Below are 25,522 nucleotides of genomic sequence, written 5' to 3' on the forward strand. Positions count from 1 at the left end.
TTATAAGTCGATAGTCGCGGCGACCTCGCGAAACTCGGGATCGTACAGGTCGAGCGCGTGGACGCGCCAGCGGATCGGTTCGAACTCGGCGGCGACGAGGTCGGCGACGACACCCGAATGCGGATTGCCACCGCGAGCCACGGTAACGTGGGGGTCGAAGTCGTCGCCCTCGATCCCGTCGACCGCGCCGTAGGCGGCGCAGAGGCGGCGGTGGATCCGAACGAGCGCGTCGCTCTCGACGGCCAGATAGATCACCGGACCGGACCCCGACGCGGGCGCGTCGAAGACGCCGATCCCGGTCACGGCGACGGGGAAGGGATCGGTGCCCGCGAGGAGCGGGGCGAGATCTGCTCGCAGGGCGTCGAGGGCGTCTGGTCTGGGCGGAGAGGGGTTGCGGCTGGTGGGATCGGCCGAGGCGGCGGTCGAGGCGTCGGCGTTCGCGACGCGGTCGGGTACGTCATCGACGCCGAACCGCTTGCAGACGAGCGTGTGCCGCTCGCGCACCCGATCGAACCCCGAGAGTTTCGACTGGAGATCCGTCGTGATTCGGTCGATCGCGGGCGGGAGCGGAACGTTCAGGCTGAACACGCCTCAGATCCGATCGGTGAGCCGTAAGGCGATCAGCACGACGATCGCGATCGCGAGGAGCGGCGGGATGGCGTCCAACAGCGCGAACGTCAGATCGAGTACCGTGTCAACGATCTCCAAGAGAAGCCACGCGATCGCGAGCACGAGGATCACCTTCAGGAGATCGTCGACATCGACGTCGCCGCGGGCCACGTCTGGTCGGTCCATACCGGAGGCGACGACCGGGAGCGGGAAAAAGACCACCGAGGACGCGCCATCGTTGCGCGATCGCGTGCTTAAAAACGGCTCCGCGCCGAACGAGGGGTATGAGCCTCATCGCGTTCGACTTCGACGGCACGCTCTCTGACTCCGAGATGACGGTCCTCCTCGCGCGGCGCGCGGGCGCCGCCGACGAGGTGGCCGAGATCACGGAGCGGGCGATGAACGACGAACTCAGCTACGCAGAGAGTCTCTATCAGCGCGCGGAACTGCTCAGCGGGCTCGACGAAGAGCTGGTCGACGCCGCGTTCGACGAGGTCGCGCTCCGCCCGGGCGCCGGGGCGCTCATCGAGCGGCTGCAGGCCGAGGGGCACCACGTCGCCGTGCTCACGGGCGGGTTCGAGCGGGGGGTCGAGCGCGCGCTCGCGAAACAGGGCGTCGAGGCCGACACGATCGTCGCGAACCGCCTCCCGATGGAGGGCGGGAAGCTCACCGGGGCGGCCGAGGGGCCGCTCATCGAGGGGACGAAAGACGATGCGCTCGCGGCGCTGGCCGACGACCTCGGGGTGCCGATGGCCGAGACGGTCGCGGTCGGCGACGGCGCGAACGACCTCCCGATGCTGGAGGTCGCGGGGGCCGCGATCGGGTTCGTCCCCAAGGACGCAGTCAGACCGGTGTGCGACGCCGTCGTCGCCTCGATGTTCCGGCTCGGGAAGGTGTTCGAGGGGTACGACGTGCTCCCCGCAGAGTAGGCGACGGACAGCTGGGCACCGGGCCGAGCCGTGTCGGAGCCGGGCGAGACGATCGGGAGCCGGTCGGCGTGGATCTGGTCGACGCTGTGATCGGTCGCCGTGGATCCGGTCGCGATAATTTGGCCGGTCCCTTCATGCCGTCAGAGTCGAATCCACCGGGTATGGCCGTCTTCGATCGGGTGGGTCGATGATCCCCACGCCGACGTACCTGCAGTTCCATCTTGTCTTCAGTCTCCCGGTGCTGGCGGCGCTGTGGCACCTCGCGCCGCGGTACGACGAGCGGCGTCGCCGACGCGCGGCCGCGGGGATCGCGATCCTCGTCGCGATCGCGTACGCGTACACCACCCCGTGGATCGCGTACATGATCCGGCGGGGCGCGTGGTCGTACGCCGACGGCGCGGTGGTCGTCCGTGCCCTGTCGATCCCGCTCGGCGAGTACCTCTACTTCGCGATCCAGACGCTCGTCGTCGCGTTCGCGCTCCACCGCCTCGGGTTCGACCCGACGTTCCGGGAGGGCGACTTCGCCTACGCCCCGCGGATCGCGGGGGTCGCGGTCGGGGTCGCGATGGTGCCGGTCGGGCTCTGGCTCTGCTTCCGCGACCCGTCGCTCCTCTACCTCGGCGGCCTGATCGCGTGGGTCGGCCCGGTGCTCGCGCTCCAGTGGGCGGTCGGCGGGGGGTACCTCGCCCGCACGCCGCGAACGTGGCTCACCGCGACCCTGCTGCCGGCGGCGTACTTCTGGGTCGTCGACCGGATCGCGATCGAGATGGGAACCTGGCGCATCGCGCCGGAGTTCACCACCGGCGTCGCCGTTCTCGGCCTCCCGATCGAGGAGATGGCCTTCTTCGTTTCGGCCGGCGTGATGGCCGTCAACGGCCTCGTGCTGTTCGAGTGGGTCGCCGACTGGAACGACCGCCGGAGCGTGACACCGGCGTCGGTTGAGAAGCCGACCGGTCCGGCCCCGAGCGACCCGACGGCCCCCGATCCGGACGCGACCGATGACTGAGGACCACGCCGCCGACGACCGGGCGAGAGCCGAGTCGCGAGCGGACCGGCTCTTCGCGCTGTACCCGGCGGCGGCGCTCGCCGCGCTGGTGCCGATCGGCGCCGTGACCCCCCTGTTTCCGGTCGAGCTCGGCGTCGCGACGTTCGCGCTCGGGACGCTCGCGGTCGGGATGGCCCACGGGGCGGTCGATCACCTCGTGCCGCTGCGGGCGGCGCCGGGAGTGTCGCTCCGACGGTCGATCGCGGCCGTCTCGGTCGCCTACGCGGTCCTCGGCGGGGCGGTCGTCGCCGCGTTCTTCGTCGCCCCGGTCGCCGCGTTCGCCGGGTTCGTCGCGCTCACGTGGCTCCACTGGGGGCAGGGGGACGTGGCCGCGCTCGCCGTCGCGGGGGTCGAACACCTCCCCACGTCGGCCGAGCGCTGGCTGGCGCTCGTCGTCCGCGGGGGGCTCCCGATGGGCGTTCCCCTCCTCTCTCACCCGGACGAGTACCGGCTCGTCGCGGAGTGGGTCGTGGGGCTGTTCCTCGTCGAACCGGGCGCGGCGGCCGCCGCGGTCGAGCCCCTCCTCGTTCCGGCGGCGCGGCTGGCGGTCGGCGGCGTCGTGATCGCGGCGACGCTCTCGTCGGTCGGGCTGGGGTACGCCCGGGTCCGCGGGGGCGCTTCGCGACGCGGGTGGCTCCGAGACGTCGGCGAGGTCGCGGTGTTGTGGGCGTGGTTCCTGCTCGCGGCCCCGGTGTTCGCGATCGGGGTGTACTTCGCGCTGTGGCACGCGCTCCGGCACATCGGGCGGCTCGTCCTCGTCGATCCGGAGGCGGTGACCGCGCTCGAGGGAGGCGACGGTCGGCGGTCCCTCGCGCGGTTCGCTCGGGACGCGGCCCCGCTCACGCTCGGCGGGTTCGCCGCGCTCGTCGGGGTGGGGTTGGCGGTCCCCGCCGGCGTCGCCGCGCCGGGCGATCTGCTCGCGGCGTCGCTCGTCGGGATCGCGGCGCTGACGCTCCCGCACGTCGTCGTCACCGCGTGGCTCGACCGGCAACAGGGGGTCTGGCGGCCGGGCGCGGCGTGAGCGGAGAGGGGTAAGCAGGGTGGACGCGAGAGGGGTGCGGCGTCAGCTCCACCCCGACGTTCCGGGCGCGCCCGCGTCGTCCTCGAGCTCGCGGACGAGCCGCTCGCGGTCGCCCGGGTCGAGCCCGACGGGGTCGCCGTCGCCCGCGGCCTGCTCGGTCCACGCGCGGATCGCTCGGCCCGCCCACGAGTCGGCGTCGCGGGCGCGAGTTCGAGCCTCCGCCATCCGGTCGCGATTGATGGCCAACGAGCCGGGGCTGGAGCCGACCGCGGCCCCGACGAACCGGGCGCGGTCGGCGGCCGTGAGCCGGTCCGCCCGGAGCCGGTCGATCACGCCGTCGAGCGCGCCGGGGTCGGGGTACGCGAAGACGGTTGCGCCGGCAGCGCGGGGGCCGAACGGGAGCGGCGGGGTGTCGTCGGGGACCGCATCGTCGAGGAGGCGGTCGCCGCCGCCGGCGCCCTCGACCCGCTCGCACTCGGTCTCGGCGTCGAGTTCGAGGTTGTGGGCGGGGTACGTCGCGCAGGTCCGCGGGTAGCGCTCTCCGCCGTGGATCCGACACTGGAGCGTGGTCGGGTCGAGGAAGACGCAGGCGTCGAGCCAGCGGTGCTCGTCGGTCCCGATCGGCGCGACCGGTTTGGGGGGTTTCCGCAGCCCGACCGCGAACACGGGACGGTCGCCGGCGGCCGCGACGTCGACGCCGTCGATCCGGACCGCGTCGTCGCCCTCGGCGGGCTCGAACAGGCGAGGGACCAACGCGTCGCCGAGGCCGTCGTCGAGGAACCCGGCGATCTCGTCGCGGGTGAGCGGCACGAGGTCGTAGGCGTCGTCGAGCGGCGGACGGCTCCCCGTCCGATCGGAGCCGGCCGCGTCGGGCGCGAGCGGTCGCCAGTCGACGCAGCAGCCGGCGCACCCCTCGCAGCGGAGTTCCATCGTGATCGTGTGTGCGAACGGCTCGCACGCTTAAAAGGGATCGCCGGATGCGGAGGGAATCAGACGGAACGGAGAGCGGTGTGAAACCAGACGAAACGGAGAGCGGATCGGAATCAGGCGATTCAGGGAGCGACGCCGACGGTCAGAAGCGTCCCCCACGTCCGGTATCGGTCCACCATCGCCTCGCGGGAGTCCCAGTCGTCGGTGGGGAACGCCGCGGCGTCAGGGATCTCGATCTCGCGGTCGGGGATCGCGTCCTGCTCGGCGACGTGCAGGCCAGCCTCCCGGAACGCGTCGCGGTACTCCCCGCGGCTCCACAGCGTCATGTCGACCGCGATGTTGTCCTGCCACGCGTGGGTCTGCTCGCTCTCCGCGAAGTAGTTGACCGCGCAGTAGAAGGTGCCGCCGGGCTTCAGCACGCGCCGGATCTCGCGGAGGGTGTTGTGCGGATCGGCCGCGTAGTAGAACGCCTCCATCGAGAAGACGTGGTCGAGCGAGTCGTCGGCGAAGGGGAGCGCGTCGAAGTCGCCGACGAGGAAGCCGACCGCGTCGTCGTCGGTGTAGCTCCGTGCGTTGCGCGCCATCTCCGGCGCGCCGTCGAGGCCGTACGCCCGCCCGATCCCCCGCTCGCGGAGTGCCCGGAGCGCGTATCCCGAGCCGGTCCCCAGATCGAGGACGGCGTCGCCGTCCTCGACGGGCATCCGCGCGAGGACGTGCTTGGCGGTGTGCCAGTGTCGGTCCTCCATGCCGCGGTCTTTCCCCGCCGCCGCCCACTCGTCGAACTCCTCGCGAACGCTCATACGCTGGCGAACGGGCGGGGATGTGAAAAGCGTCGCCGTTTTATCACCCGGTGCCGCTTGAGGGAGTATGAAACGGCCGCGGAGCCTCCGTCGACCGAAGTTCCGGATCGCGGACTCCGCACAGCAGGCGGTCGGCGGGTTTCTGCTCGCGGGGCCGTTCGTCGTCACCGCGGAGGTGTGGGAGCTGGCCGCGGGGATGAGTTGGCTGCAGGCGGCGCTGACCGCCGCCGTCGTCGGGCTGATCGGTTACGCGGCGCTCTATCGGGCCGACACCGACCGCGACCCGGACGACGAGCGGGAAGTCGCCGGGATCCCCGTTCGGTTCGTCTCGCTGATGATCGTCGCGTTCGGCTCCGTCGGAGTCCTCGCGCTGCTGTTCGACGCGCCCGCGACCTTCCTCGTCGATCAGGGCGTGGTCGGCGTCGAGCTCTGGGCGACGACGCTGAAGGCGATCACGGTCGGAGCGGTGTTCAGCGTAGTCGGCGCCGCGACCGCCGACAGCGTGTTCTGAGGCGGGGCGAGGCCGGCTTTGATGCACTCGGCGGTCAGACGACCAGCGAGACGACCGCGAAGAGGATGAGCACGCCGGCGACGTCACAGAGGTTGGTGACGACGGGGATCGTCGTGTCGTCGGGATTGAGGCCGACGCGGTACGAGATCTCGACCGCGGCGACGCTCGCGACGACGACGAGAACGGCGAGGAGCATCCCCGAGACGAGCGAGACCAGCAGCACGCGCCCGAGGCCGAGGGTCCCGCCGAGCGCGACGCCGATCCCCCACGCGGCGACGCCGACCACACCGAAGACGGTGCCCGCGAGCGCGAACACGGCGCCGACGTTGGCGCGGAGGTCCGGGTTCGACGGGTGGAGCTCGTACGTCCCGAGGTAGAGTTGGGTGGTGAGCCGCGAGCAGGTGATCGACGCGAGGTTGCCCGCGGTCCCGATCTGGACCGGGACCAACACGAGGAGCGCGGGGTTCCGTACGAGCGTCTCCTCGTACGTTTCGAGGATCGTGCCCGAGACGAGCTGGAGCACCGACAGCGCCGCCAGCAGCGGGATCATCGTCCTGACGATCCGGCGGATCGACCACTCGTCGGCGTACGTGCGGTCGGAGCCCGCACCGGTGTCGTCCGAACTCACGGTGCCACCTCCACGGCGTTCAGACGATAGCCACCCGCGACGCTCATACGACGGCCCCCACGACGTAGATCCCGACGAGGAGGAAGAAGATCCCGAACACGTCGCCGAGGGTGGTGACCACCGGGCCGATCACGTTGTCGGGGTCGAGCCCGCGCCGGTAGCCGACGAAGATGACGGCGATGAGCGCCGAGATCATGAGCACCGCGGAGAGGAATCCGGCGACGACCATGATCCCGACCAGTTCGAGGAGGTTCCCGGCGTTCCCGAAGAGCCGCAGCCAGAGGAACGTGATCACCGCGATGAACACGGAGACGGTCATCCCGTTGATGAACGAGGCGATGATCGCGTTGGTGAGCCGGCGGTCCAGCCGGAAGCGCGGCTCGATGAGCCCCTGGTGGAGCCCGGTCGAGAGCCGCGCACCGAGCGAGCCGTAGACCCCGCCACGGGTGGCGAGGAACGCCGGGAGCAACAGGAGGAGCCCGGGGACCTCCGAGATGCCGGCCCGCATCGTCTCCGATCCGAGGATCGTCCCGGAGAACAGCCCCGCGACGAGGCTGACGAGGATCACCGGGAGCGCCTGCCGGTAGACGTCGCGGGCGGTGTCGTGACCGGGCATCGAGAGTGTCCACGACGCCGACGGTGAAAAAACCGGACGGGAACGGGTGGACGGGAACGGGTGGACGGGAAAGCGAGCGACGAGGAGCGTCGTCGGGGACACCGACCATCGTGGCCCGCATCGTTAAGTCGGTCGGGGGGGTTTCAGATCCCATGGACTACTCGCTCGCCATCGAGAACGGGCCGGAAACGATCCCCGGTGGAACCGGGCTTCTGCTCGTTCACCCGAGCATCGGCGAGACGGACCGGATCGACACCGATTTTCTGAAAACTGACACGGACGCCTTCCTCGTCGTCTCCACGCGGACGACCGCGCGCGAAGTCGAGCAGAAGTTGGAGTACTACGACGTCGACGAGACGAAAGCGACCATCCTCGACACGCTCTCCGTCGAGCGCGGGTACTCCCGGCGCACCTCCGACGACGTGTACTACGTCTCCGCGCCGGACGACCTCGACGGCGTCGTCGACCGGGTAGAGCGGTTCCTCACCGAGCACGAGGGGAAGCGTCGCGTCTCCGTGGACTCGCTTACCGAAATGGCGTACTACGCCGACGACGACGCGGTGTACGAGGCCGCCGCGGACATCCTCGATCTCCTCGATCAACACGACGCGGTCGGCATCTTCCACCTCTCGGAGGAGGTCCACGAGGTCGCGACGCTGGACCGGTTCCGGGAGCTGTTCGAGGGGGTCATCGAACTCGACAGCGAGGGGAACGTGACCGTCGACGTGAACTGACGCCGAGGGGGGGTTTAAACGGAACAGATCGTTTCGTCGAGACGGTCGGTCGCCTCCGCTACTCCGCGGCCTCGACCATCGACGCCACCGTCTTCTCCGCCCACGCCACCGCGTAGGGGGCGCCGCGGTCCCGGTACGCCGCGGTGTCGAGCGCCGCGAACGGCGCGGGCAGATCGAGGCCGTGGCGGACCGCCGAACAGGCGTACTCGGTCGCGCTCGCGAACTCCGTCTCCCCCCGAGCGACCTCGCCCGCGAGCTCGCCGAGGCGCCCTTCGAGGCTGTCGCCGGCGTCGATCCACGCACCGAACAGCCGTGGGTGGGTCCCCTCCCACGACGCGAAGGTGTCGCGGGTGTACAGCCCGACCCACGCGTCGAACAGCGCGGTCGCGATCTGAAAGACGTCGCTCGGGCCCAACCCGGTCGTCGAAGCGCCCGTATCCGGGTCCGGGCGTCGGATCGCGGCGTCGAGGTCGGAGTAGCGCTCGCCGAAGAACGGGAGGAAGCTCTCGGGAAGAGTAGCGTCCGGCACCGCCTCGGGCAGCGATCCCGGTACCGGCTCGACGCCGATCTGGACCAGCCGGTCGGCGATCAGGAACGCGAGGAAGTCGTCCGGCGTCCCCTCGGCTCGGTGCTTGACGAGCACGGCCGGCGGGTCGGTTTGGGTCGTTCGAACGACGGTTCCGTCTCCCGGGAGCCCGACCGTGAACGTCGGGCCGGCGTACTTGCGGAGCAGGTCGGGCGTCTCGTTCGGGAGCCAGTCGACCGGAAACGACGCGGGCGAGAGCCCGTCGACGAACAGCCCGAGGTCCTCCGCCGAGGCCGGGGGGAGCGTCTCGAAGTCCGCGCCGACGTCGAGCACCGGGGATCCCGGGGCGTGACTCCCGCGAACCGCGTCGAGGTCGTCGTCGAGCGGACGCGTCGAGAACATCAAGCCAAGACGTACGAGAGGATGATGAGGACCGAAAGGGCGGCCGAAACGCCGATCGTACCGACGACGATCTGGGTGGATTTGCTCATGGGAGTCTCTGCGTCCGCCGCTCGTTTAAATGTATATTCTTCGGCGAGATCTTGGTCCAGATCGGTCGGTGAAACCGTGAGCCAGACGCGGTGGGAGGCGCCGAGTGGATGCCGTGTTGCTGACAGTGCGTCACTGACACCGCGTCATCGACACCGCGTCACCGACACCGGTTTTATACCTAAACGCCGGGTAACCGTAGTATGCGAATCCGTGACGCGCTTGAGTCGGACGCCGAAGCGCTGGCGACGGCGGCGGATCTGCCGCGAGGGGTCGTGAAAGACATGATCCACGACCGATCGGTTCGGGTCGCCATAGTGGGGAACGGAGAGAGCGGTGACAGTGGCGATGAGAGGGGCACAGAGAGGGAAGAGGTGGCCGATGACACCGAGGATTCGACCGTCACCGGATTCGTCGCGTTCGACGCGCGGGGCGAGACCGTACACGTGACCGACTTCGACGGCGACGAGGAGGCGATTCGGCGGCTGTTCGAGGAGCCGCGTCGGTTCGCTCGACGGGAAGAGATGGGAGTCGAAGCCGTCGTCCCCGACGACGAACGAACCGGAGAGATTCTCGAGGAGGCCGGGTTCGAGTCCGCCGGACCGGGGCCGCGGTTTGAGGGGCGGCTGACGACCCGATACGTGATCGATTCGGCCGATTTGGATCGATAAGCACAGCGAGGCGATGCAAAGAACCAGATAGTCGATCCGACTCGCCGTCAGCCGAATCGGTCCCCGGCAGCCGAATCAGCTCTCCGTCAGCCGAATCAGCTCTCCGTCAGCCGAATCGGTCCCCGTCAGTCGAACCGACCCTGAACGATTTCGAGTGCGTCCTCGCGGTCGTCCCAGTCGACGAACACCGCGACCGAGGTCGCGCTCGTGATCAGGTCGATGATGTTGATCCCGTCTTCGGCGAGGGGAGCGATTATCTCCTGTATGACGCCGGACTGGTTGGGGAGTTCGCCGCCGGTCACGCGGATGACCGCGATCGGGTCGGCGACGGTCACCGAAGAGAGCGTCTCGTCGTCGACGACCGTCTCGTGGAGCAGCGCCTCCGCCGTCTCGGCCACGTCGACGTCGACGTAGAAGGTGACCGAGTCCATCCCGGACGCGACCGCGTCGATGTTGATCGCCTCCTCGCGGAGCGCGTTCGCGAGCTGCGAGAGGATCCCCGAGCGGTTCCGGATCGCGCGGCCGGCGATGGTGAGACACGCGAGCGGCTCCTCGCGCATGTCGATCAGGCTCTCGAACTCGCCTTCGATCCGGGTCCCGCCCCTGAGCAGATCACCGTGCTGGTAGTGGACAACCCTCACGGCGAGCTCCTCGTCCTTGTACGAGAGTGCCGACGGGGCGACGACCTCGGCGCCGCGGAACGAGAGGTTCCGGAGCTCGTCGACGGTGATCCGCCCGACGTTGCGCGCCCCTTCGACCACGCGCGGGTCGCCGGTCATGACCCCCTCCACGTCGGTGACGATCACGACCTCGTCGGCGTCCATGTAGTTGCCGAGCATGACCGCGGTGGTGTCGGACCCGCCGCGCCCGAGCGTGGTGACGTTCCCCTCGTGGTCCTCCGCCAGGAAACCGGTGATGATGGGGACGACGCCGTCCATCTCCGCGGCGATCTCCCGGGCGCGCTTCTTCGTTTCCTCGACGTCGACCTCGCCGAGCTCGTTCGTGATGACGGGCCAGTCCGGATGGCCGGGTTCGAGGAAGACGGCGTCGACGTCGCGAACAGAGAGCGCGGCCTTCAGCATGCGGACGCTGGTGCGCTCGCCCATCGAGACGATCTCGGCGCGGTCTGCGTCGTCCGTCTCGAAGGTGATGTCGTCGAGGAGGTCGTCGGTCGTCGACCCCATCGCGCTCGCGACGACCGCGATCTCGTGGCCCGCCGCAACGGCGTTCGCGACCGAGTCCGCCGCGCGCTCGATCCGGTCGCCGCTTCCGAGGCTCGTTCCGCCGAATTTGGCGACTACGCGCATACGGCCACCTCGCTATCGGCCGATCGCTCGCTACCGGCCGGTTCAGCCGACCGAATTGACCGAGTCGATCGAATCGACCGAGTGGTCTGGTGTGACTGCCCCGTGAGAGAACGCGACCGAGACACTCCACTGAGAGTGTGATCGATAGACATGGGCGCCCGTAGCGGAGGAAGCCGCATAACTGTGTCTTCTTCGACAAGGGTCGCCAGACGATGATGATCGATCGCGAATCGGGGTGTTGATCGGCAAATTTCGATCGACTGATCGATGAACCGAGAGAAGGCAGGCAGGGTTGCTAACAAGCTCGGAGTGAACGCGAAACGAACGCGGAACGAATGGGGAACAAACGTGGAACGAACGCGGAACAAACGTGGAACAAATGCGGAACAGATGTGGAACGAGTTACGGGAGAGGGAGCGAGGACGAGCCGCTGGAGAGCTGAGCGCTACTCGTCGGAGATGCCCCACGCGTCCGGCATCTCGATGACGTATCGACCGTCTTCCTGGAGCGAGATGATGTACTCTTGGCGGTCGTACAGCTCCATCAGGTTGAGCTCGTACTTCCCGGGGCTCACGATCCGGATGCTCTCGAACTGCTCGTTGAGCTCGTCGCGCAAGTCGTCGATGTCGGGCCGTGGGCCCTCCGAATCGGTCGGCGCGTCCGGATCGGGGCCGGCGGAGGGCGAATCGGATTCGACATCCTGGCTCGCCCGATCGAGCTCATCGGGCGAGACGACATCCGAGCGCGCACTCGCCTGCGCCACGTCTTCGTGGGTTCGTTCGCGGACGTGCTCCGAGTCCGACTGGTTCGCGTCGGCGGCTGGGGATCGGCTGTCAGTGGCGGGGTGGCTGTCTGCGGGAGGTGATTGGCTGTCTGGGGTGGAGGACGGACTGTCCGGGGTGGGTGATTGGTCGGCGGCGGAAGATGACGACGCGTCCGGAGCGGACGGCTGGCGGTCGGCGCCCGATGGCTGATCGCCGGACGAGGACTGCTCGTCGGCCGTCTCGCTCGCCGGCTTGAACTGGAACTTGTTCCCGCCGCAGTCCGGGCACCCGGAGAGCATCTCCTTGGAGCCATCGGGGAACGTCCGACCGCAGGTGGTACACTGGTGTGGCATTTATTTGCGGGAGACGAGCGTGCTGATGAGGTTCTCGTCTTTGTGGAGGGTCTCGATCTGGTTGGCCGGTCCGATGACGGTGAGCTTCTGTGCCGACTTGCGGCCCATCAGTTTGTCGAGGAAGCTCTGATCGCCCGCCTCCGCCTTCGGGTACGTCTCTATCTCGATGCCGGTGAAGTCGTCGGGACTGATCTCGGTCATCGTCACCTCGATGAGCTTCGACTCCTCGTCCGGAGAGAGCCCCTCTTCGAGGATGACGATGTTCCCGTCACGGACCCCATCGAGGATGAGCCGGATTTTCTCCATTCCGGTGAGCCCGTCCATCCGAGCCCCGCTGATCATGTCGATCCGGACCCCGTCGTCGGAGTCGTCCGCGGGGGCGTCGTCGTCGACGTCTGGGGTTGGGCCCGGCATTATCCGAAGTACTCCGCGATCTTCGTGTACACTTCGTCCATGTTCTCACCCTCCAGCGCGGACAGCGGGATCGTCTCGTGTTGCGGGAAGGCGTTCGCGATCTGCTGGACGTCCGAGCCCGGGAGATCCGTCTTGTTCGCGAGGATGAGCGCGGGAAGGTCCTGTGACTCGATAATCCCGATGAGCATCGTGTTCACCTGCGTGAACGGATCGGTCGTGGAGTCGAGCACGTAGATGACGCCGTCGACGTCCTCGCGGAGCCAGTGCATCGCCTCCGCGACGCCCTCGGTCGCCTCGCGCGACCGGCGAACGGCGTCGTCTTTCTCCATGTCGTGGTCGAGGAACTCCTTGTAGTCGACCTTCGTCGTCACGCCCGGCGTGTCGACGATGTCGATAGTGACCTTGCGCCCGTTGCGCTCGATCTCCACGTTCTCTTTCCGGCGGGCCCGGCGGGTTTCGTGTGGAATATGGCTCTCCGGCCCGACGGCGTCACCCGTCCAGTCGCGTGCGATCCGATTTGCGAGGGTCGTCTTTCCGGCGTTCGGCGGTCCGTAGATCCCGATCCGCTTGGGTTCATCGGCCGCAAACAGCCCGTCAGTGACCCGTGATATGCTGTCTTTAAGATTCGTGAGCAGTCCCATCCTGACCTCCAGTCCTGTGTTCTCTCCCAGACACTCTGTGCGGTGTGGTAACGCCCGGTGCCGCGTATTTAGGGTGTGTTCGGGGAATTACGATAGAATCCACGCCCCTCTCACTTAAGAACTGCGTCAGACACAGCCGATTTGCCAATATTCGGGTCGTGCAGTTGGTGATACCCCCGATATCGCTTTGTTCGTTGCAAACTATTTATATGAATTATCAACTTTTTGCCTGCGAGAGGCTCACTGACAAGGGCCTCGTTACAGATACACAGTAGAAAGCGACCCGGAAGAAGCGCTGAAGGATCGCGTCTGAGGGTTGTGCATGGATTTCGTCTATATTTCTGTTAGATCTCTGCTAGATCTCTGCCGTATCCCTGCTGTATCCCTGCTGGATTCCTGCTGAATTCTTGCTGGATTCCTGCTGAATTCTTGCTGGATTCCTGCTGGTATCTGTACCGGGATCTGTGGAGCTCTGGTTTCTGCATCTTAGTTCGGTTCTTGCATGGGTCAAGCTAACTATTGTCGCGAACCGAGTTCTCATGTCGCATTTCGTTTTCTCCCCCTCCCCCACCCCTTCGTTTCGGGTGGAGACTGTTGACGGTGTGGGGTGTGGAAGTGGATCGGGGGTTGACGATTGCGTGTCGGGTTTCGTTCACCGCTTCAGAGATCTAAACACAACTAACTAAACAACAAAATAAAATAGAACGGTTTGTCGAGGGTACTGTTGAACAGATTTTGTAATAAAACCACCGGTACAATATACAACCCCCTCACCCCCCTCCCCCACCAAATTCGTGTTCCACCCGAAACGAAGGGGTGGGGGGGTCAAGAGAATAAAAGGAGATAATCGGTCCAGCGATGAGGCATATACGAGTGAGCTGATACTCTGATCGATCCCGCGACATCGGCTGGACGGCTTTCCCACCCGGTTCACCACCGACTGAGGCCAGTTCTAGCTACTTCGAAACAGCGGCAAGCGCGCGTCTCGGTCGTCGCTTGACACGATTCTCTCCGGAGACCGGCCCCTATTTCTTGTCCAGCTGAACTCACCACCGGTCCTTCTGGCGTCTTCGGTTTCGATCTTTCCCGTGCTGCCGTCCACAGCTCCGATCGTCCACCGTGCTGCTGTCCACCGTCCCGGCCGTCCATCGTTCTGGGCATCTCCCACTCTCCACGGGTGGGTGATACCCCACCGATCTCATAGCTCGATCTCGCAGCTTGATCTCATTGCTCGCTCGCGTCCTCGCGATCGCATCGTCGATCTCGCGGTAAATCCAGAACTGATCGAAATTTGGGGCTGAGCGGTCCGTTTCGGGTGCAGAGAGTAACACTTTTGTCCCCCCTCTTCATCTGGTTCGACTGCATCAACTGGACGTATCCGACCGCAACTCTGGTCGAATACCGTCGTTTCAGGCCGGTATACGACATCTGTCGTTGTTTCGCGGGCAATTTCCACCTGAAACAGGGGGGTTTCCATGGACGAAGGAGAGAACACATCCAAGGCCGACGAATCAGTGGACGACAGCGATATCTCCGGAGATCAGCCCGGAACCGACGATACCGACGCGACTGGCGCCGATCTCGATGCTCCACCGTCGGTCGACTCGCCTCCACAATCCGCTGAACCGGATCCCGCGACCGGCGCTTCGACAGATCCCGATCGCGTCTCGACCGACGTCGACGATGTTTCAACTGACGTCGACGACGTTTCGACCGACATCGACGTTGGCAGCGGAGGACGAGACCGCTCCTCCACCGACGTTGACTTCGACGGCGTCGTCCTTGACGACGATGACGAAAACCAGGGTCTGTTCGATGACTTGCTCTCCGGAGAGCCGATATTCGAGAACAAGGAAGTCCTCCGCCCGTCCTATACCCCCCACGAGCTCCCACACCGCAACGATCAGATCAACCGGATGGCCACGATCCTCGTCTCCGCGCTGCGCGGGGAAACGCCCTCTAACATCCTCATCTACGGTAAGACGGGTACAGGAAAGACGGCCTCCGCGAAGTTCGTCTCGCAGGAGCTCGAATCCACCTCACAGAAGTACGACGTCCCCTGCGAGGTCGAGTACATCAACTGCGAGGTGACTGACACGCAGTACCGCGTCCTCGCACAGCTCGCGAACACCTTCATCGAGGAGAACCAAGCGGTCATCGACGACCGGCTTGACCGGTGTCGCGAGCTCCGCTCCACTGCCGTCGACGATTCGACCGTCCTCGCAGACACCGAGTTCGCGAGCCTCGACGAGCTCGACGCCCGTATCGAGGAGCTCGAGGCCGACGCCGACGAGATGGAGGAGGTCCCGATGACGGGGTGGCCCACCGACCGCGTCTATTCGACTTTCTTCGAGGCCGTCGACTACCACGAGCGCGTGGTCGTGATCATGCTCGACGAGATCGACAAGCTCGTCGAGAAGAGCGGGGACGACACCCTCTATAACCTCTCCCGGATGAACTCCGAACTGAACCGCTCGCGCATCTCGATCATGGGGATCTCGAACGACCTGAAGTTCACCGACTTCCTCGACCCCCGCGTCAAGTCCAGCCTCGGCGAGGAGGAGATCGTCTTCCCGCCGTACGACGCGAACCAGCTCCGGGACATCCTCCAGCACCGCGCCGACATCGCGTTCAAACAGGACGCGCTCACCGACGACGTGATCCCGCTCTGCGCGGCGTTCGCCGCGCAGGAACACGGGGACGCCCGGCGCGCGCTCGACCTCCTCCGGACCGCGGGGGAGCTCGCCGAGCGCTCGCAGGCCGAGATCGTCGCCGAGAAACACGTCCGGCAGGCCCAGGACAAGATCGAGCTCGACCGCGTCGTCGAGGTCGTCCGCACCCTTCCGACCCAGAGCAAGATCGTCCTCTTCGCCGTCATCCTGCTGGAGAAAAACGGCGTCCACAACATCAACACCGGCGAGGTGTTCAACATCTACAAGCGCCTCTGCGAGGAGATCGACGCCGACGTGCTCACCCAGCGCCGCGTCACCGACCTCATCAGCGAGCTCGACATGCTCGGGATCGTCAACGCCGTCGTCGTCTCCAAGGGCCGCTACGGGCGCACGAAGGAGATGGGGCTGTCAGTTCCCGTCGAGGAGACCGAGGCCGTCCTCCTGTCGGACTCCCGGCTCGGCGACATCGAGAACGCACAGCCGTTCGTTCAGGCCCGGTTCGACAACTGAGTCGGACGGGTCGACAACCCACTCGATCCCGCTACTTCTCCGCTTGGCGCTCCGATTTCTCTCTTAACCCGCCGTGGCCGCGGTCACATCTCCACCTGAAACGGAGGGGGTCACGTCAGAGACGGTGCTGTCCCCGGCAGAGACGGTGCTGTCCCAGGCAGAAACGGCGCGGTCTCGGTCGGGCACGCCACCGCCGACCCCGCTGTGAGCGATCGGTCCCGTCCGGACCGTGACACTCGTCGCGATCACGTCGCTCGGCTCCGCCTGTCCGGTCGCGATCAACCGCACGTAGCCGAGGTACGGCACGCGGACCCGCGCGACCCCGGTCACCCAGTCGGGTTTAACCGGGGCGGCGAGACCGCTCGCCTGATCGTACCGGCCGTTGTTGTCGCCGAGCGTGATGAACCCGCTGTGCGGTGCGGGGCAGTGGTTGAGATCGCCGCAGTCGTCGGCGCTGTGGTACCGCCCGTCGGCGCGGTCGTACCAGTTTTCGCCCTCTTCCACGTGAAACATCGCCCGGTGAATGATCGGCGAGGCCGTCCGCCCCGGTGGCCGGTAGATCACCACCGAGCCGTACGATCCGAACGTCCGGTAGTCGGCGGTCTCGCCGACTTCGTGGGTTACGACGCCGACGTCGTTGTCGGCGGCATCGGGCGCGAGTCGTCCCGGCTCCGTCACGAAGACGAGGTCGCCGACCTCCATGTTCGGCTCCATGCTTCCGGACTCGACCGCGACCATCGGCGGCCACACCCCGCTGACGCCGAACAGGATCAGGCCGATCAGGAGCACGACGGCGACGCTGGAGAGCATCTCCCGGATCCACATCAGCGGCCCCTCCCTGTCGTGCCGGAACCGATGCAGAACGCTCTCGTCGGAAGCGCCGACGCCTCGATCCGATGCCGTATCCGGCCGGTCCGGTTGGGCTTCCGGTCGATCTGGTTCGGTTTCTGGTTGATCTGGTTCGGCTTCCGGTCGATCTGGTTCGGTCCCGCCCCCTCCAGCTCGCTCGCTCTCGCCATCCGACACGACATCCTCATCGGAGGCCATCTCGTCGTCGTCGGCGGAGTCGGTATCGATGGACTCGCCGCTCTCGACATCTCTGTCCGCCGCTCCGGTCTCCCGGTCGGGTTCGCCGTCTCCGTCCGACCGGTCCCCTTCGTCCATTACGTTCGGCTTGACGGGTTCCGGTCATAAGCTTCCGGGTGTCGGTCGACGAGACCGCGGTCGATCCCGGCGAGTCGACGGGCTCCGGAACCGTTTTGAGCCGCGCTCTCGTTTCGGATGTCGTGCCGCTGGAGTCGAACGCCCGGATCGCCAAGGAACTTGCCAGACACGGATACAACGCCGAACGGGAAGCGATAACCCTCCTGGCGAGCGCGCCCGACTCCGCCGCCGCCGTCGAATCGGTCGTCGATCACGCCCCGGACGACGCCCTCCGCATCACCGCCGACCACGTCCGCACCGTCACCACCGACCGTCCCGTCTCCGACACTGACCCGGCCCCGACTGGTTCCAACCCGTCACCCTCCGGCGCCGAATCTCCCGACTCCGGCTCCCGATCGACCCACGAATCGTCTCCAACCCGAAACACCGATAAATCGGCTCCTGAGTCTCCGAAAGGCCAGTCTCCAGTAGAAATAGGGGGGTCTTCATCGAACCGCGGCTCTGACTCCGCTTCGAACCGCGGATCTGGATCCGGCCACCACGCGGACGCCACCGCTGAGGGCTCTGATACCGCCGGCACCGCCGAGGGCTCCAACACTGCTGACACCGCCGAGGGCTCCAACACTGCTGACACCGCCGATGCCCCCCATCACGGTCCCGATCTGCGGGAGTTGGAAGTCGGCAACGACATGACCGGCCGGAGCACCGGGACCGGAGAGTACGCCGACTTCGTCCGCACGTTCCGCGACCGCTACGAGCGGCTCTCGAAGGTTCTCCGGGGTCGCGTCAACCACCGCCCCGCCGAGGCGATCGCGGAGATGCCCGGCGGGAGCGACGCCGCGATGATCGGGCTCGTCAACGACGTTCGGTCCACCAAATCCGGCCACTGGCTCCTCGAGCTGGAGGACACGACCGGAACGTTCCCCGCGCTGATCATGAAAGACAAGGGGCTCGCCGACCTCGTCGACGAGATCATGATGGACGAGTGTCTCGCCGTCGAGGGGACGCTCGCCGACGATTCCGGGATCCTGTTCGCCGACTCCCTGCACTTCCCCGACGTTCCCCGCACCCACCGGACCGGAGCCGCCGACCGCCACGTGCAGGCCGCGCTGATCTCCGACGTCCACGTCGGCAGCGACGAGTTCATGGCCGACGCGTGGAGTCGGTTCACCGACTGGCTCCACACCCCCGAGGCCGAGCCCGTCGAGTACCTGCTGCTCGCGGGCGACATGGTCGAGGGCGTCGGCGTCTACCCCGACCAGGACGAGGAGTTGGAGATCGTCGACATCTACGACCAGTACGAGGCGTTCGCGGAACACCTCAAGGGGGTGCCGGCGGACACCGAGATCGTGATGATCCCGGGGAACCACGACGCGGTCCGGCTCGCGGAGCCCCAGCCCGGGTTCAACGACGAGATCCGCTCCATCATGGACGTACACGACGCCCAGATCGTCTCGAACCCGGCGACCGTCACGGTCGAGGGCGTCGACGTGCTGATGTACCACGGCGTCTCGCTCGACGAGGTGATCGCGGAACTCCCCGAGGAGAAGGCGAGCTACGACGAGCCGCACAAGGCGATGTACCAGCTCCTGAAGAAACGCCACGTCGCACCGCAGTTCGGGGGACACACCCGCGTCGCGCCGGAGGAGCGCGACTACCTCGTCATCGAGGACGTACCGGACGTGTTCCACACCGGCCACGTCCACAAGCTCGGCTGGGGGAAGTACCACAACGTGCTCGCCGTCAACTCCGGCTGCTGGCAGGCCCAGACCGATTTCCAGAAGTCCGTCAACATCGACCCCGACGCCGGCTACGCTCCCATCCTCGATCTGGACACCCTCGAGATGACCGTCAGGAAGTTCGCCTGATCGCAGCGGCGCCGATACCTGCTCGACTCCGCGGCATCGCCGCCCGATCCACACGCGCGATCGGCCCATCCCGCCGCATCGCCGCCCGATCCCGCCGCGCTACCGGTCGATATCGACCCGTCCGCTGGTCGCGCTGTTGAGTCGCTCCACCAGCGACTCCACCTCGGCGACGGGAACTCGAAGCGCGAACCGCACGCGCTCGTCGTAGTCGGCGTCGAACTCGACCCCGGCCGACTCGATCACCCCGCGGACGGTTCCCGAGTCGTCGTACTCCGTCTCCACGACCAGCCGTCGGTGCGGGCGCTCCTCGATCACGCCGGCCTCGTCGACCCCGTCCTTCACCGCACGCGAGTAGGCGCGCGCGAGGCCGCCGACGCCGAGGTTCGTCCCGCCGTAGTACCGCGTCACCACCGCGACGACGTTCCGGATCGCGCGCTGTTGGAGCACGTTGAGCGCCGGCTTCCCCGCCGATCCGGTCGGCTCGCCGTCGTCCGAGGAGTACTCGCGGAGCATGACCTCGCCGTCGGGCGTCCGAGCAGATGCGCTCCCCGCGGGCACCCGGTACGCCGGCACGTTGTGGGTCGCGTCGTCGTACTCGGCCCGGACGCGCTCGACGAACGCCTCGGCCGCCTCCACCGTATCGGCCGGTGCGACGTGTCCGAGGAACTCCGATCCCTGCACCTCGAACGTCGCCGTCGCGGACTCCGCCACCGTCAGGTACGTCTCGCTCATCTGTCCGCGTCTCGGTCCTCGCCGACGGTTTCGTTTCCTCCGGCGGTGTCGCTCCCTCCGGCGGTGTCGCTCCCTCCGGCGGTGTCGCTCCCTCCGGCGGTGTCGCTCCCTCCGGCGGTGTCGCTCCCCCCGACGGTGTCGCTCTCACTCCCGGCCTCCTTCCGTCGTTCGACCACGACGCTCGTCGGCGGCGCGAGCCGGTACAGCCCGAGGAACGCCGCGACGCCGACGACCTCGGCCCCCTTGCCGACGATCGCCAGCGGGTCGCTCGCTAACGCCGCCGCGGCCCCGCCACCGTGCCATCCCGCGTAGCCGACGAGGAACGCGGCGAGGGTACCGGCGCCGAGCGCGTACAGTCGTCGGTACTCGTCTGCCCGCAACGTCGCGGCCGCGATCGCGACTGTGAACGCCCCGCCGAGCAGGAACACGTAGGGGCGCGCGTCCGCCGGCTCGGCGAGCCGCGGCCACGCCCACAGGAGGTGGACGGCGGCGCTCAGCGCAGCGGCCTGTGCGGCCACCGCTCGAAGGAGCCGCTTTCGCGTCGCGTCACGCCCGGTATACCGCCGGTCAGAGTCGGTCTCCGTCGCGCTCATCGGGTCACTCCCACGGGTGGTCCCCCGGCGTGTCGGGCCACAGCGGGTACCAGTAGGACTCGTCGTCTTCGAGCCCGAGCTCTCCGTCGAGGACCGACTGGAGCTTGAACTCGACCTGTTGGTTCCGGTCGCTCGTCCCCTTCGGCGAGAAGGGGTAGTAGGCGCCGCGCCGGAACGAGTAGATCCAGTAGGCGTCGACGCCGTCGCGCTCGAAGCCGAAGACGGCCGCGAGCAGGCGAGAGCCGAACCCCTCCTCGATGAACTGGTCGGCCGCGAAGTGGATGCTCGTCACCAGGTCTTCGGGGTCGTCGTCCTCCAGCACGAACCACTGGTAGCCGTGGTCGTCCTCGTGTCGGTGGAAGCCGGTGCCGGTGTCGATCTCACCGGCCTCGAGGATGGCCTCGACGGTCTCGACCGCGTCGTCGAACCGGGTGCTGTCGACGCCGGAGAAGCACAGGGCGGCCTCCCCGCAGTGGTCGTAGCCGAGGTCGGCCTCCATCGTCATGTACGCGGTCGACATCCCGAAGAGGTCCTCGGGGTCGGCCTCGCGGGTCGCGTCCGTCTCGGCGCTCGTCCCGAGCACGGCGCGGATCGTGTCGAAGATACCCATCTATGGGCACGGCTAGGCGACGCGGGGTTTAGGAGGTTTCCGTCGGGGGCGGTGAGCCGCGGGGATCACTCCGCCTCGTTCTCCGCGACGTAGTCGAGGTACGCGAGAACGCCCCGGACGTTCAGGCTCGCGTTGGCGCGGGCGCGCTCGGGGTTCCAGAACTCCGCGTGTCGGCTCGCGGCCTCGAAGTGTTCGATGACGGCGTCGTCGTCCGCGAGCTCCTCTCGCTTCTCTCGGATCGCCTCCACCCACTCGACGTACGCGCGCTTTATCTCGCCGGCCAGCTCCGGCTCGTACGTCCGGGGACCGAAGTGCCCGAAACAGAGGCAGTCGGGGTCGAGCTCCTCGATCGTCCGGACGTCGGCGAGACACTGATCGAGGTCGAACTGCGGCGGGGGCGTCGTCGGCTCGATCCCGTCGACCGCGGGGACGTAAATCCCGGCCGCGTCGGCCGTGAAGACCACGTCGGCGTCGGGCTCGTGGTAGATCGCGTGGTGCGGGGCGTGGCCCGGCGCCTCGTACACCACCAGCTCGCGGTCGCCGAGGTCGATCCGGTCCCCCTCCGCGAGTCCGGCGATCCGATCTTCGGGGACCGGCTCGGGCTCGTCGTAGTACTCCCACTGGCCTTGCACCGCGGACTTCGTCCCGGCGACGAGCGCGTCCGGATCGACGAGGTGTCGCACTCCCTTCTCGGGGACGACGACCTCCGCGTTCGGGTATCGCTGGGCGAGGTGGCCCGCCCCGCCCGCGTGGTCGAGGTGGGCGTGTGTGGGGAGGATCCACGCCAACTCCTCGCGGCCGATCCCGACCTCGTCGAGCGTCTCGTACAGCTGCTCGCGGTTCGCCCCCGTCCCGGTGTCGATCACGATCGGTCGCTCGGTGTCGTACACGTACACCGCCCCGTACTCGTCGGTGTCGAACATCCCGGTGTCGTGGACGTACAGGTCCGGAACCCCGCGAACCGGCTCAAACTCGCCTGCGTGCATGTCGATAACGACTGCCGCCCGACGACTTTTAACGATCGGTCGCGGCGAAGCGCGCTCTGGAGACCGGTCCCGACCGCCGGCGGCTCACCCCGACCGGCCGCGGAACCGTGGCGGACGCTTATGGTCGCTCCGACCGACGGATCGGTATGCGCGTACTCGTCACCGGCGCCACCGGATTCGTCGGCAGCCGGCTCATCCCGACCCTGATCGAGGGGGGCCACGAGGTGGTCGCGCTCGTCCGCGACGCCGACGGCTACGCCCCGCCCGCCGGGGTTCACGTCGTCGAAGGCGACCTCCTCGAACCCGGCTCCTTACCGCCCGCGTTCGAGATCGACGGTGACCCCGTCGACGCCGCCTACTACCTCGTCCACTCGATGGACGGCGGGCCGGGCTACGAGGAGCGGGACCGCAACTGCGCCCAGAACTTCACCGAGGCGGCGTCGGCCGCCGGCGTCGACCGGATCATCTACCTCGGCGGGCTCGGCGAAGACCGGGAGGAGCTCTCCGAACACCTCAAGTCCCGACGCGAGGTCGAGCGCATCCTCGGGACCGGCGACCCGATGCTCACGACGCTCCGGGCGGCGATCATCGTCGGCGCCGGCAGCGCGAGCTTCGAGGTGATCCACGGGCTCGCGAGTCGGCTCCCGGTGATGACCACCCCGAAGTGGGTCGACACCCTCTGTCAGCCGATCGCGATCGACGACGTGGTCGGCTATCTCGTCGGCGCGCTCGAGGAGCCGGCGACCGCGGACGACACCTTCGAGATCGGCGGCCCGAACGTGTTGACGTACGCGGAGATACTCCGCCTGACCCGCCGCCAGCTCGGTCACAAATTGCGGATCATTCGGGTTCCGGTGTTGAGCCCGGAGCTGTCGGCGAAGTGGCTCCGGCTCGTGACCGACGTGAACCCCTACCTCGCCCGATCGCTCGTCGAAGGCCTCCGCAACACCGTGATCGTCGAGGACGACCGGATCCGCGACCTCGTGCCGATCGAGCAGACGCCGTTCGAGGTCGCGGCCGCGCGGGCGATCGACGAGATGAACCGGGCGGAGGAGGCTCGGGCGGAGGCGACCCACCCCGAGAGGTCGGGGTCGTGAGCCGCAACTACGGCGAGACGTGGGTGTACGAGAGCCTCGTCGGGGGGATTCCCGGGCTCGGCATCTCTCGAACGCTCGCGGTCGCGATCCAGTTCGTCCTGTTCGAGGTCGGCGTGGTGGCGTTCGGGTGGTACTACGGGCTGTGGGACGCGGTCCTCGCCGGGACGGTCGCCGTCGCGGTGGCGGCCGTCGGCAGCGTCGAGATGCACCGGCTCGGCGCGATCAACCGCCGGCTTCCGACGCCGGCGGCGCACAAGCGGCTGTTGTTCGGATCGAGCATCGAGATCGTCCTCGGCGTGCTGGCGTTCATCGCCCTGATCACGTACGTGATCGCGTGGGACGGCACGCTGATATCCCGGCTGTTCGGCGCGGATCCGCCGATTCCCGTCGTCTACCTCACGCTGTTGGTCCTCTGGGACCTCACCTACCGGATCGGCACCTCGTGGTGGAGCGCGGTCATCGCGCTGTGGCGCGCGGTCCACGTCGACCTCCCCCCCGCGGCGGTCTCGCAGGTCAGGCGGCTCGACGCGGAGAACATCGGCTTCTCCGTGATCCAGCTGGCGCTCGTTCCGTTCCTGCTCGAGGAACCGATCCTGCTCGGAGCCGTCGTCGGACACGTCTTCGCGGTCGCGATCGTCTGTTCCGCGGCGATCGCGCTGTCCTGACCCGACGCTATCGCGGCTCAGCGACGAAGATCCGAACGATCAAGAGTTCAACCGGAAGGGAGAAGCAGAGCGCCGCCCCGGTTCACTCGCTTTGCAGCTCCTGGAACTTGTCGAGGAGTGCCTCCGTGGAATCGCCGGAGTCGTACGTGAGCGATCCGGAGTACTCCGGCCGCTCAGCGTCGAAATCGGCGTCGACTTCGCTGGTCTTCTTCTCGCGACGCTCGTGTTCGGCCTCGTCATAGGCACCCATTGACATGGTACATACCCGCTTGGAAACTGTCAGTATTATATGTGTCGGTGAAATGTCTGTTCTGAGAAACGTCTGTCGAGCGGTCGGCGGGCCAGACCGATCGGCGGTTGGGACCGAGAGAGGCGGGGGCAGCCGGGAGCGACGGAAGGATAGCAGACGGGATCGACAGAGTGGACCAGCGGATGGCTCCCGACAGCCGGTTCCGCTCACCGGAACCAATTAACCCCGCCGTGCGGTAGCACCGCCGTGGCACAACCGCTCCGATTCAGACGCGCGCCCGGCCGCTGGAGCGCCGACCGCGTCCGCTCGCAGCTCGAACGGCCCCTCGACGACAACCTCGGGGCGACCGCGAGCGATCCGTGGTTCGTCCCGCCGTCCGGCTACGAGGCCCGACGGTTCGACATGGACGACGGCTCGTCTGCGCTGTTCTGCTGGACGGACAGCGACGACGACCCGCCGGACGGCGCCGACGGCGGCCCGGTGGGGTACTGGATCGGCAACACGGAGACGCCGAGCGAGCTCTGGCGGACGGACAAGTACGGCTTCGACGAGGTTCCGTACCCGGTGTCGAGGTGGGCCCAGCGGGAACTGCTCGCGGGGCTCCACGACGACGAGCCGTGGCTCGCGGCGTACCCGCACGTCTCGTGGTTCTTCCTCCCGGTGTTCTGCTCGAAGGACGGCGCCGAGACCACCCGCGCGTTCTTCCGGGACCATGCGGCGGGGTTCCCCGACGCGACCCGCGAGGAGGGGACGGGGTTCGTCGAGGAGACGCTCCGTCCGGGGACGCTCGACGACTACCGCGAGCTGATGGCCGGAAAGCTCGGGACCTCGGCGTCGCTCGACTTGGTCCGGATGAGCGCCGCGATCTCGGAGTTCACCGCGGCCCGAATCCTGACCGAGGCCGGCTACGAGGTGACGCCCGAGATCGAGGTGACGACCGGCCACTCGCTCGATTACCGCGCGACCGATCCGGATACCGGGGACGCCTCGCTGGTCGAAGTGACGCGCCCGCAACCCGTCTCCGGACGCTCCGCGAGCGACCCCGTCGCGGCGGTCCGCGACACGGCGGAGACGAAGACCAGCGGCCAGCTGGAGGCGCACGGCGGCGGCGTCACCCTCTTCGTGGACTGCACCTCCTTCCCCGCGGACGACTGGGCGGCCGTGCGCGAGGCGCGGCCCGAAGTCCGGCACAGGCCGGCCGTCGTCCTGCGTGCGCGCCCGAGCGGACACGTCGAGGGATATCGGAAGGGATCGGTGCCCCTCGATCTGTCGGCCGCGATCGATTGGGTCTGACCCCGTCGTTCGAGGACCCCGATTTTGCAGCCCTTCAGGGCGACCGATCCCAGCGGACGCGTCGCTCTGAGGTTACGCTGCGTGAAAATCGAAA

The 25,522-nt window shown here is 67.5% G+C and carries 28 protein-coding genes and 1 pseudogene; 11 read left to right on the forward strand and 18 right to left on the reverse strand.

All coding sequences use genetic code 11. From position 1 onward, the window contains the following. Both ACT4MF_RS12420 and ACT4MF_RS12425 read right to left on the reverse strand, forming a co-directional pair. Nucleotides 1-588 carry a 2'-5' RNA ligase family protein gene (locus ACT4MF_RS12420; RefSeq protein WP_444682837.1) on the reverse strand — a complete coding sequence of 196 codons (588 nt, stop codon included), beginning with the start codon at nucleotides 586-588 and terminating at the stop codon, nucleotides 1-3. A 3-nt stretch (nucleotides 589-591) separates the two neighbouring features. Then, nucleotides 592-795 (reverse strand): DUF7554 family protein, encoded by a 204-nt coding sequence (locus tag ACT4MF_RS12425; RefSeq protein WP_444682838.1) that lies wholly within the window; start codon nucleotides 793-795, stop codon nucleotides 592-594. Nucleotides 796-893: 98 nt separating this feature from the next. Here ACT4MF_RS12425 and serB point away from each other — a divergent pair, with 98 nt between their 5' ends. From serB to ACT4MF_RS12440, 3 genes are all read left to right on the forward strand, one after another. After that, nucleotides 894-1,538, forward strand: coding sequence for a phosphoserine phosphatase SerB (gene serB / locus ACT4MF_RS12430; RefSeq protein WP_444682839.1), 645 nt, complete (start codon nucleotides 894-896; stop codon nucleotides 1,536-1,538). Between the two features lie 187 nt (nucleotides 1,539-1,725). Then, a complete protein-coding gene (locus ACT4MF_RS12435) occupies nucleotides 1,726-2,544 on the forward strand; it encodes a lycopene cyclase domain-containing protein (protein WP_444682840.1) in 819 nt (272 codons plus the stop codon). Beyond that, nucleotides 2,537-3,604, forward strand: coding sequence for a Brp/Blh family beta-carotene 15,15'-dioxygenase (locus tag ACT4MF_RS12440; RefSeq protein ID WP_444682841.1), 1,068 nt, complete (start codon nucleotides 2,537-2,539; stop codon nucleotides 3,602-3,604). The genes ACT4MF_RS12435 and ACT4MF_RS12440 overlap by 8 nt, the downstream gene beginning before the upstream one ends. A 42-nt stretch (nucleotides 3,605-3,646) precedes the next feature. Here ACT4MF_RS12440 and ACT4MF_RS12445 read toward each other — a convergent pair whose 3' ends face one another. Further along, nucleotides 3,647-4,534, reverse strand: coding sequence for a YkgJ family cysteine cluster protein (locus ACT4MF_RS12445; protein ID WP_444682842.1), 888 nt, complete (start codon nucleotides 4,532-4,534; stop codon nucleotides 3,647-3,649). 122 nt (nucleotides 4,535-4,656) lie between these two features. Next, a complete protein-coding gene (locus ACT4MF_RS12450; protein ID WP_099255727.1) occupies nucleotides 4,657-5,334 on the reverse strand; it encodes a class I SAM-dependent methyltransferase in 678 nt (225 codons plus the stop codon). Nucleotides 5,335-5,401: 67 nt separating this feature from the next. On the opposite strand from ACT4MF_RS12450, the gene ACT4MF_RS12455 reads away from it, so the two are divergent. Beyond that, nucleotides 5,402-5,845: a DUF2391 domain-containing protein gene (locus ACT4MF_RS12455; RefSeq protein ID WP_444682843.1), complete on the forward strand. Its 444-nt coding sequence runs from the start codon at nucleotides 5,402-5,404 to the stop codon at nucleotides 5,843-5,845. 34 nt (nucleotides 5,846-5,879) lie between these two features. On the opposite strand, the gene ACT4MF_RS12460 is transcribed toward ACT4MF_RS12455, so the two are convergent. Next, on the reverse strand, nucleotides 5,880-6,395 hold the full coding sequence (locus tag ACT4MF_RS12460) for a magnesium transporter (RefSeq protein ID WP_444682863.1): 516 nt from the start codon (nucleotides 6,393-6,395) through the stop codon (nucleotides 5,880-5,882). Nucleotides 6,396-6,516: 121 nt separating this feature from the next. Beyond that, nucleotides 6,517-7,089 carry a magnesium transporter gene (locus ACT4MF_RS12465; protein ID WP_099255725.1) on the reverse strand — a complete coding sequence of 191 codons (573 nt, stop codon included), beginning with the start codon at nucleotides 7,087-7,089 and terminating at the stop codon, nucleotides 6,517-6,519. Between the two features lie 152 nt (nucleotides 7,090-7,241). Between ACT4MF_RS12465 and ACT4MF_RS12470 the strand changes: the two genes are divergently transcribed. Beyond that, nucleotides 7,242-7,823, forward strand: coding sequence for a DUF7090 family protein (locus ACT4MF_RS12470; RefSeq protein WP_444682844.1), 582 nt, complete (start codon nucleotides 7,242-7,244; stop codon nucleotides 7,821-7,823). Between the two features lie 58 nt (nucleotides 7,824-7,881). Here ACT4MF_RS12470 and ACT4MF_RS12475 read toward each other — a convergent pair whose 3' ends face one another. Both ACT4MF_RS12475 and ACT4MF_RS12480 read right to left on the reverse strand, forming a co-directional pair. Beyond that, nucleotides 7,882-8,751, reverse strand: coding sequence for a DUF7089 family protein (locus tag ACT4MF_RS12475; protein ID WP_444682845.1), 870 nt, complete (start codon nucleotides 8,749-8,751; stop codon nucleotides 7,882-7,884). After that, nucleotides 8,751-8,840: a hypothetical protein gene (locus ACT4MF_RS12480; protein WP_444682846.1), complete on the reverse strand. Its 90-nt coding sequence runs from the start codon at nucleotides 8,838-8,840 to the stop codon at nucleotides 8,751-8,753. Before ACT4MF_RS12480 ends, ACT4MF_RS12475 begins: the two co-directional genes overlap by 1 nt. 201 nt (nucleotides 8,841-9,041) lie before the next feature. Here ACT4MF_RS12480 and ACT4MF_RS12485 point away from each other — a divergent pair, with 201 nt between their 5' ends. After that, nucleotides 9,042-9,509 carry a hypothetical protein gene (locus ACT4MF_RS12485; protein ID WP_444682847.1) on the forward strand — a complete coding sequence of 156 codons (468 nt, stop codon included), beginning with the start codon at nucleotides 9,042-9,044 and terminating at the stop codon, nucleotides 9,507-9,509. A gap of 125 nt (nucleotides 9,510-9,634) precedes the next feature. Here the strand turns inward: ACT4MF_RS12485 and ACT4MF_RS12490 are convergent, their stop codons facing one another. The 4 genes from ACT4MF_RS12490 to dipA all read right to left on the reverse strand — a co-directional run bounded on the left by ACT4MF_RS12490 (nucleotide 9,635) and on the right by dipA (nucleotide 12,988). After that, nucleotides 9,635-10,816, reverse strand: coding sequence for an aspartate kinase (locus ACT4MF_RS12490; RefSeq protein ID WP_444682848.1), 1,182 nt, complete (start codon nucleotides 10,814-10,816; stop codon nucleotides 9,635-9,637). A 445-nt stretch (nucleotides 10,817-11,261) separates the two neighbouring features. Next, nucleotides 11,262-11,933: a divisome-positioning protein C gene (gene dipC, locus ACT4MF_RS12495; RefSeq protein WP_444682849.1), complete on the reverse strand. Its 672-nt coding sequence runs from the start codon at nucleotides 11,931-11,933 to the stop codon at nucleotides 11,262-11,264. Continuing rightward, nucleotides 11,934-12,347 carry a divisome-positioning protein B gene (gene dipB / locus ACT4MF_RS12500; RefSeq protein WP_099255719.1) on the reverse strand — a complete coding sequence of 138 codons (414 nt, stop codon included), beginning with the start codon at nucleotides 12,345-12,347 and terminating at the stop codon, nucleotides 11,934-11,936. Further along, on the reverse strand, nucleotides 12,347-12,988 hold the full coding sequence (gene dipA, locus ACT4MF_RS12505) for a divisome-positioning GTPase DipA (RefSeq protein ID WP_099255718.1): 642 nt from the start codon (nucleotides 12,986-12,988) through the stop codon (nucleotides 12,347-12,349). The genes dipB and dipA overlap by 1 nt, the downstream gene beginning before the upstream one ends. A gap of 1,475 nt (nucleotides 12,989-14,463) precedes the next feature. Between dipA and ACT4MF_RS12510 the strand changes: the two genes are divergently transcribed. Beyond that, nucleotides 14,464-16,170, forward strand: coding sequence for a Cdc6/Cdc18 family protein (locus ACT4MF_RS12510; RefSeq protein ID WP_444682850.1), 1,707 nt, complete (start codon nucleotides 14,464-14,466; stop codon nucleotides 16,168-16,170). Nucleotides 16,171-16,233: 63 nt separating this feature from the next. Here ACT4MF_RS12510 and ACT4MF_RS12515 read toward each other — a convergent pair whose 3' ends face one another. Further along, nucleotides 16,234-17,334 carry a S24/S26 family peptidase gene (locus ACT4MF_RS12515; protein ID WP_444682851.1) on the reverse strand — a complete coding sequence of 367 codons (1,101 nt, stop codon included), beginning with the start codon at nucleotides 17,332-17,334 and terminating at the stop codon, nucleotides 16,234-16,236. 122 nt (nucleotides 17,335-17,456) lie between these two features. Between ACT4MF_RS12515 and ACT4MF_RS12520 the strand changes: the two genes are divergently transcribed. After that, entirely contained in the window at nucleotides 17,457-19,202 is a 1,746-nt protein-coding gene (locus ACT4MF_RS12520) for a DNA-directed DNA polymerase II small subunit (RefSeq protein WP_444682852.1), read from the forward strand. Between the two features lie 99 nt (nucleotides 19,203-19,301). Here the strand turns inward: ACT4MF_RS12520 and ACT4MF_RS12525 are convergent, their stop codons facing one another. The 4 genes and pseudogenes from ACT4MF_RS12525 to ACT4MF_RS12540 form a co-directional block, all read right to left on the reverse strand. Continuing rightward, a complete protein-coding gene (locus ACT4MF_RS12525; protein ID WP_444682853.1) occupies nucleotides 19,302-19,934 on the reverse strand; it encodes an IMPACT family protein in 633 nt (210 codons plus the stop codon). Between the two features lie 107 nt (nucleotides 19,935-20,041). Continuing rightward, nucleotides 20,042-20,527: pseudogene (locus tag ACT4MF_RS12530) on the reverse strand (hypothetical protein); the annotation flags it as partial. Between the two features lie 4 nt (nucleotides 20,528-20,531). Further along, nucleotides 20,532-21,137, reverse strand: a complete 606-nt coding sequence (gene pspAB, locus ACT4MF_RS12535; RefSeq protein ID WP_099255226.1) for a PspA-associated protein PspAB — start codon at nucleotides 21,135-21,137, stop codon at nucleotides 20,532-20,534. A gap of 65 nt (nucleotides 21,138-21,202) precedes the next feature. Then, nucleotides 21,203-22,123, reverse strand: coding sequence for an MBL fold metallo-hydrolase (locus tag ACT4MF_RS12540; protein WP_444682854.1), 921 nt, complete (start codon nucleotides 22,121-22,123; stop codon nucleotides 21,203-21,205). Between the two features lie 146 nt (nucleotides 22,124-22,269). Here ACT4MF_RS12540 and ACT4MF_RS12545 point away from each other — a divergent pair, with 146 nt between their 5' ends. Next, nucleotides 22,270-23,220 carry an NAD(P)H-binding protein gene (locus ACT4MF_RS12545; protein ID WP_444682855.1) on the forward strand — a complete coding sequence of 317 codons (951 nt, stop codon included), beginning with the start codon at nucleotides 22,270-22,272 and terminating at the stop codon, nucleotides 23,218-23,220. After that, nucleotides 23,217-23,885: a DUF7530 family protein gene (locus tag ACT4MF_RS12550; protein WP_099255223.1), complete on the forward strand. Its 669-nt coding sequence runs from the start codon at nucleotides 23,217-23,219 to the stop codon at nucleotides 23,883-23,885. The genes ACT4MF_RS12545 and ACT4MF_RS12550 overlap by 4 nt, the downstream gene beginning before the upstream one ends. An 82-nt stretch (nucleotides 23,886-23,967) precedes the next feature. Here ACT4MF_RS12550 and ACT4MF_RS12555 read toward each other — a convergent pair whose 3' ends face one another. Then, a complete protein-coding gene (locus ACT4MF_RS12555; protein ID WP_180271767.1) occupies nucleotides 23,968-24,135 on the reverse strand; it encodes a DUF5786 family protein in 168 nt (55 codons plus the stop codon). Between the two features lie 246 nt (nucleotides 24,136-24,381). On the opposite strand from ACT4MF_RS12555, the gene ACT4MF_RS12560 reads away from it, so the two are divergent. Next, on the forward strand, nucleotides 24,382-25,428 hold the full coding sequence (locus ACT4MF_RS12560) for a DUF5784 family protein (protein ID WP_444682856.1): 1,047 nt from the start codon (nucleotides 24,382-24,384) through the stop codon (nucleotides 25,426-25,428). Nucleotides 25,429-25,522 lie beyond the last annotated feature (94 nt).

The organism is Halorubrum sp. FL23, assembly GCF_052439115.2.
GTDB lineage: Archaea > Halobacteriota > Halobacteria > Halobacteriales > Haloferacaceae > Halorubrum > Halorubrum persicum.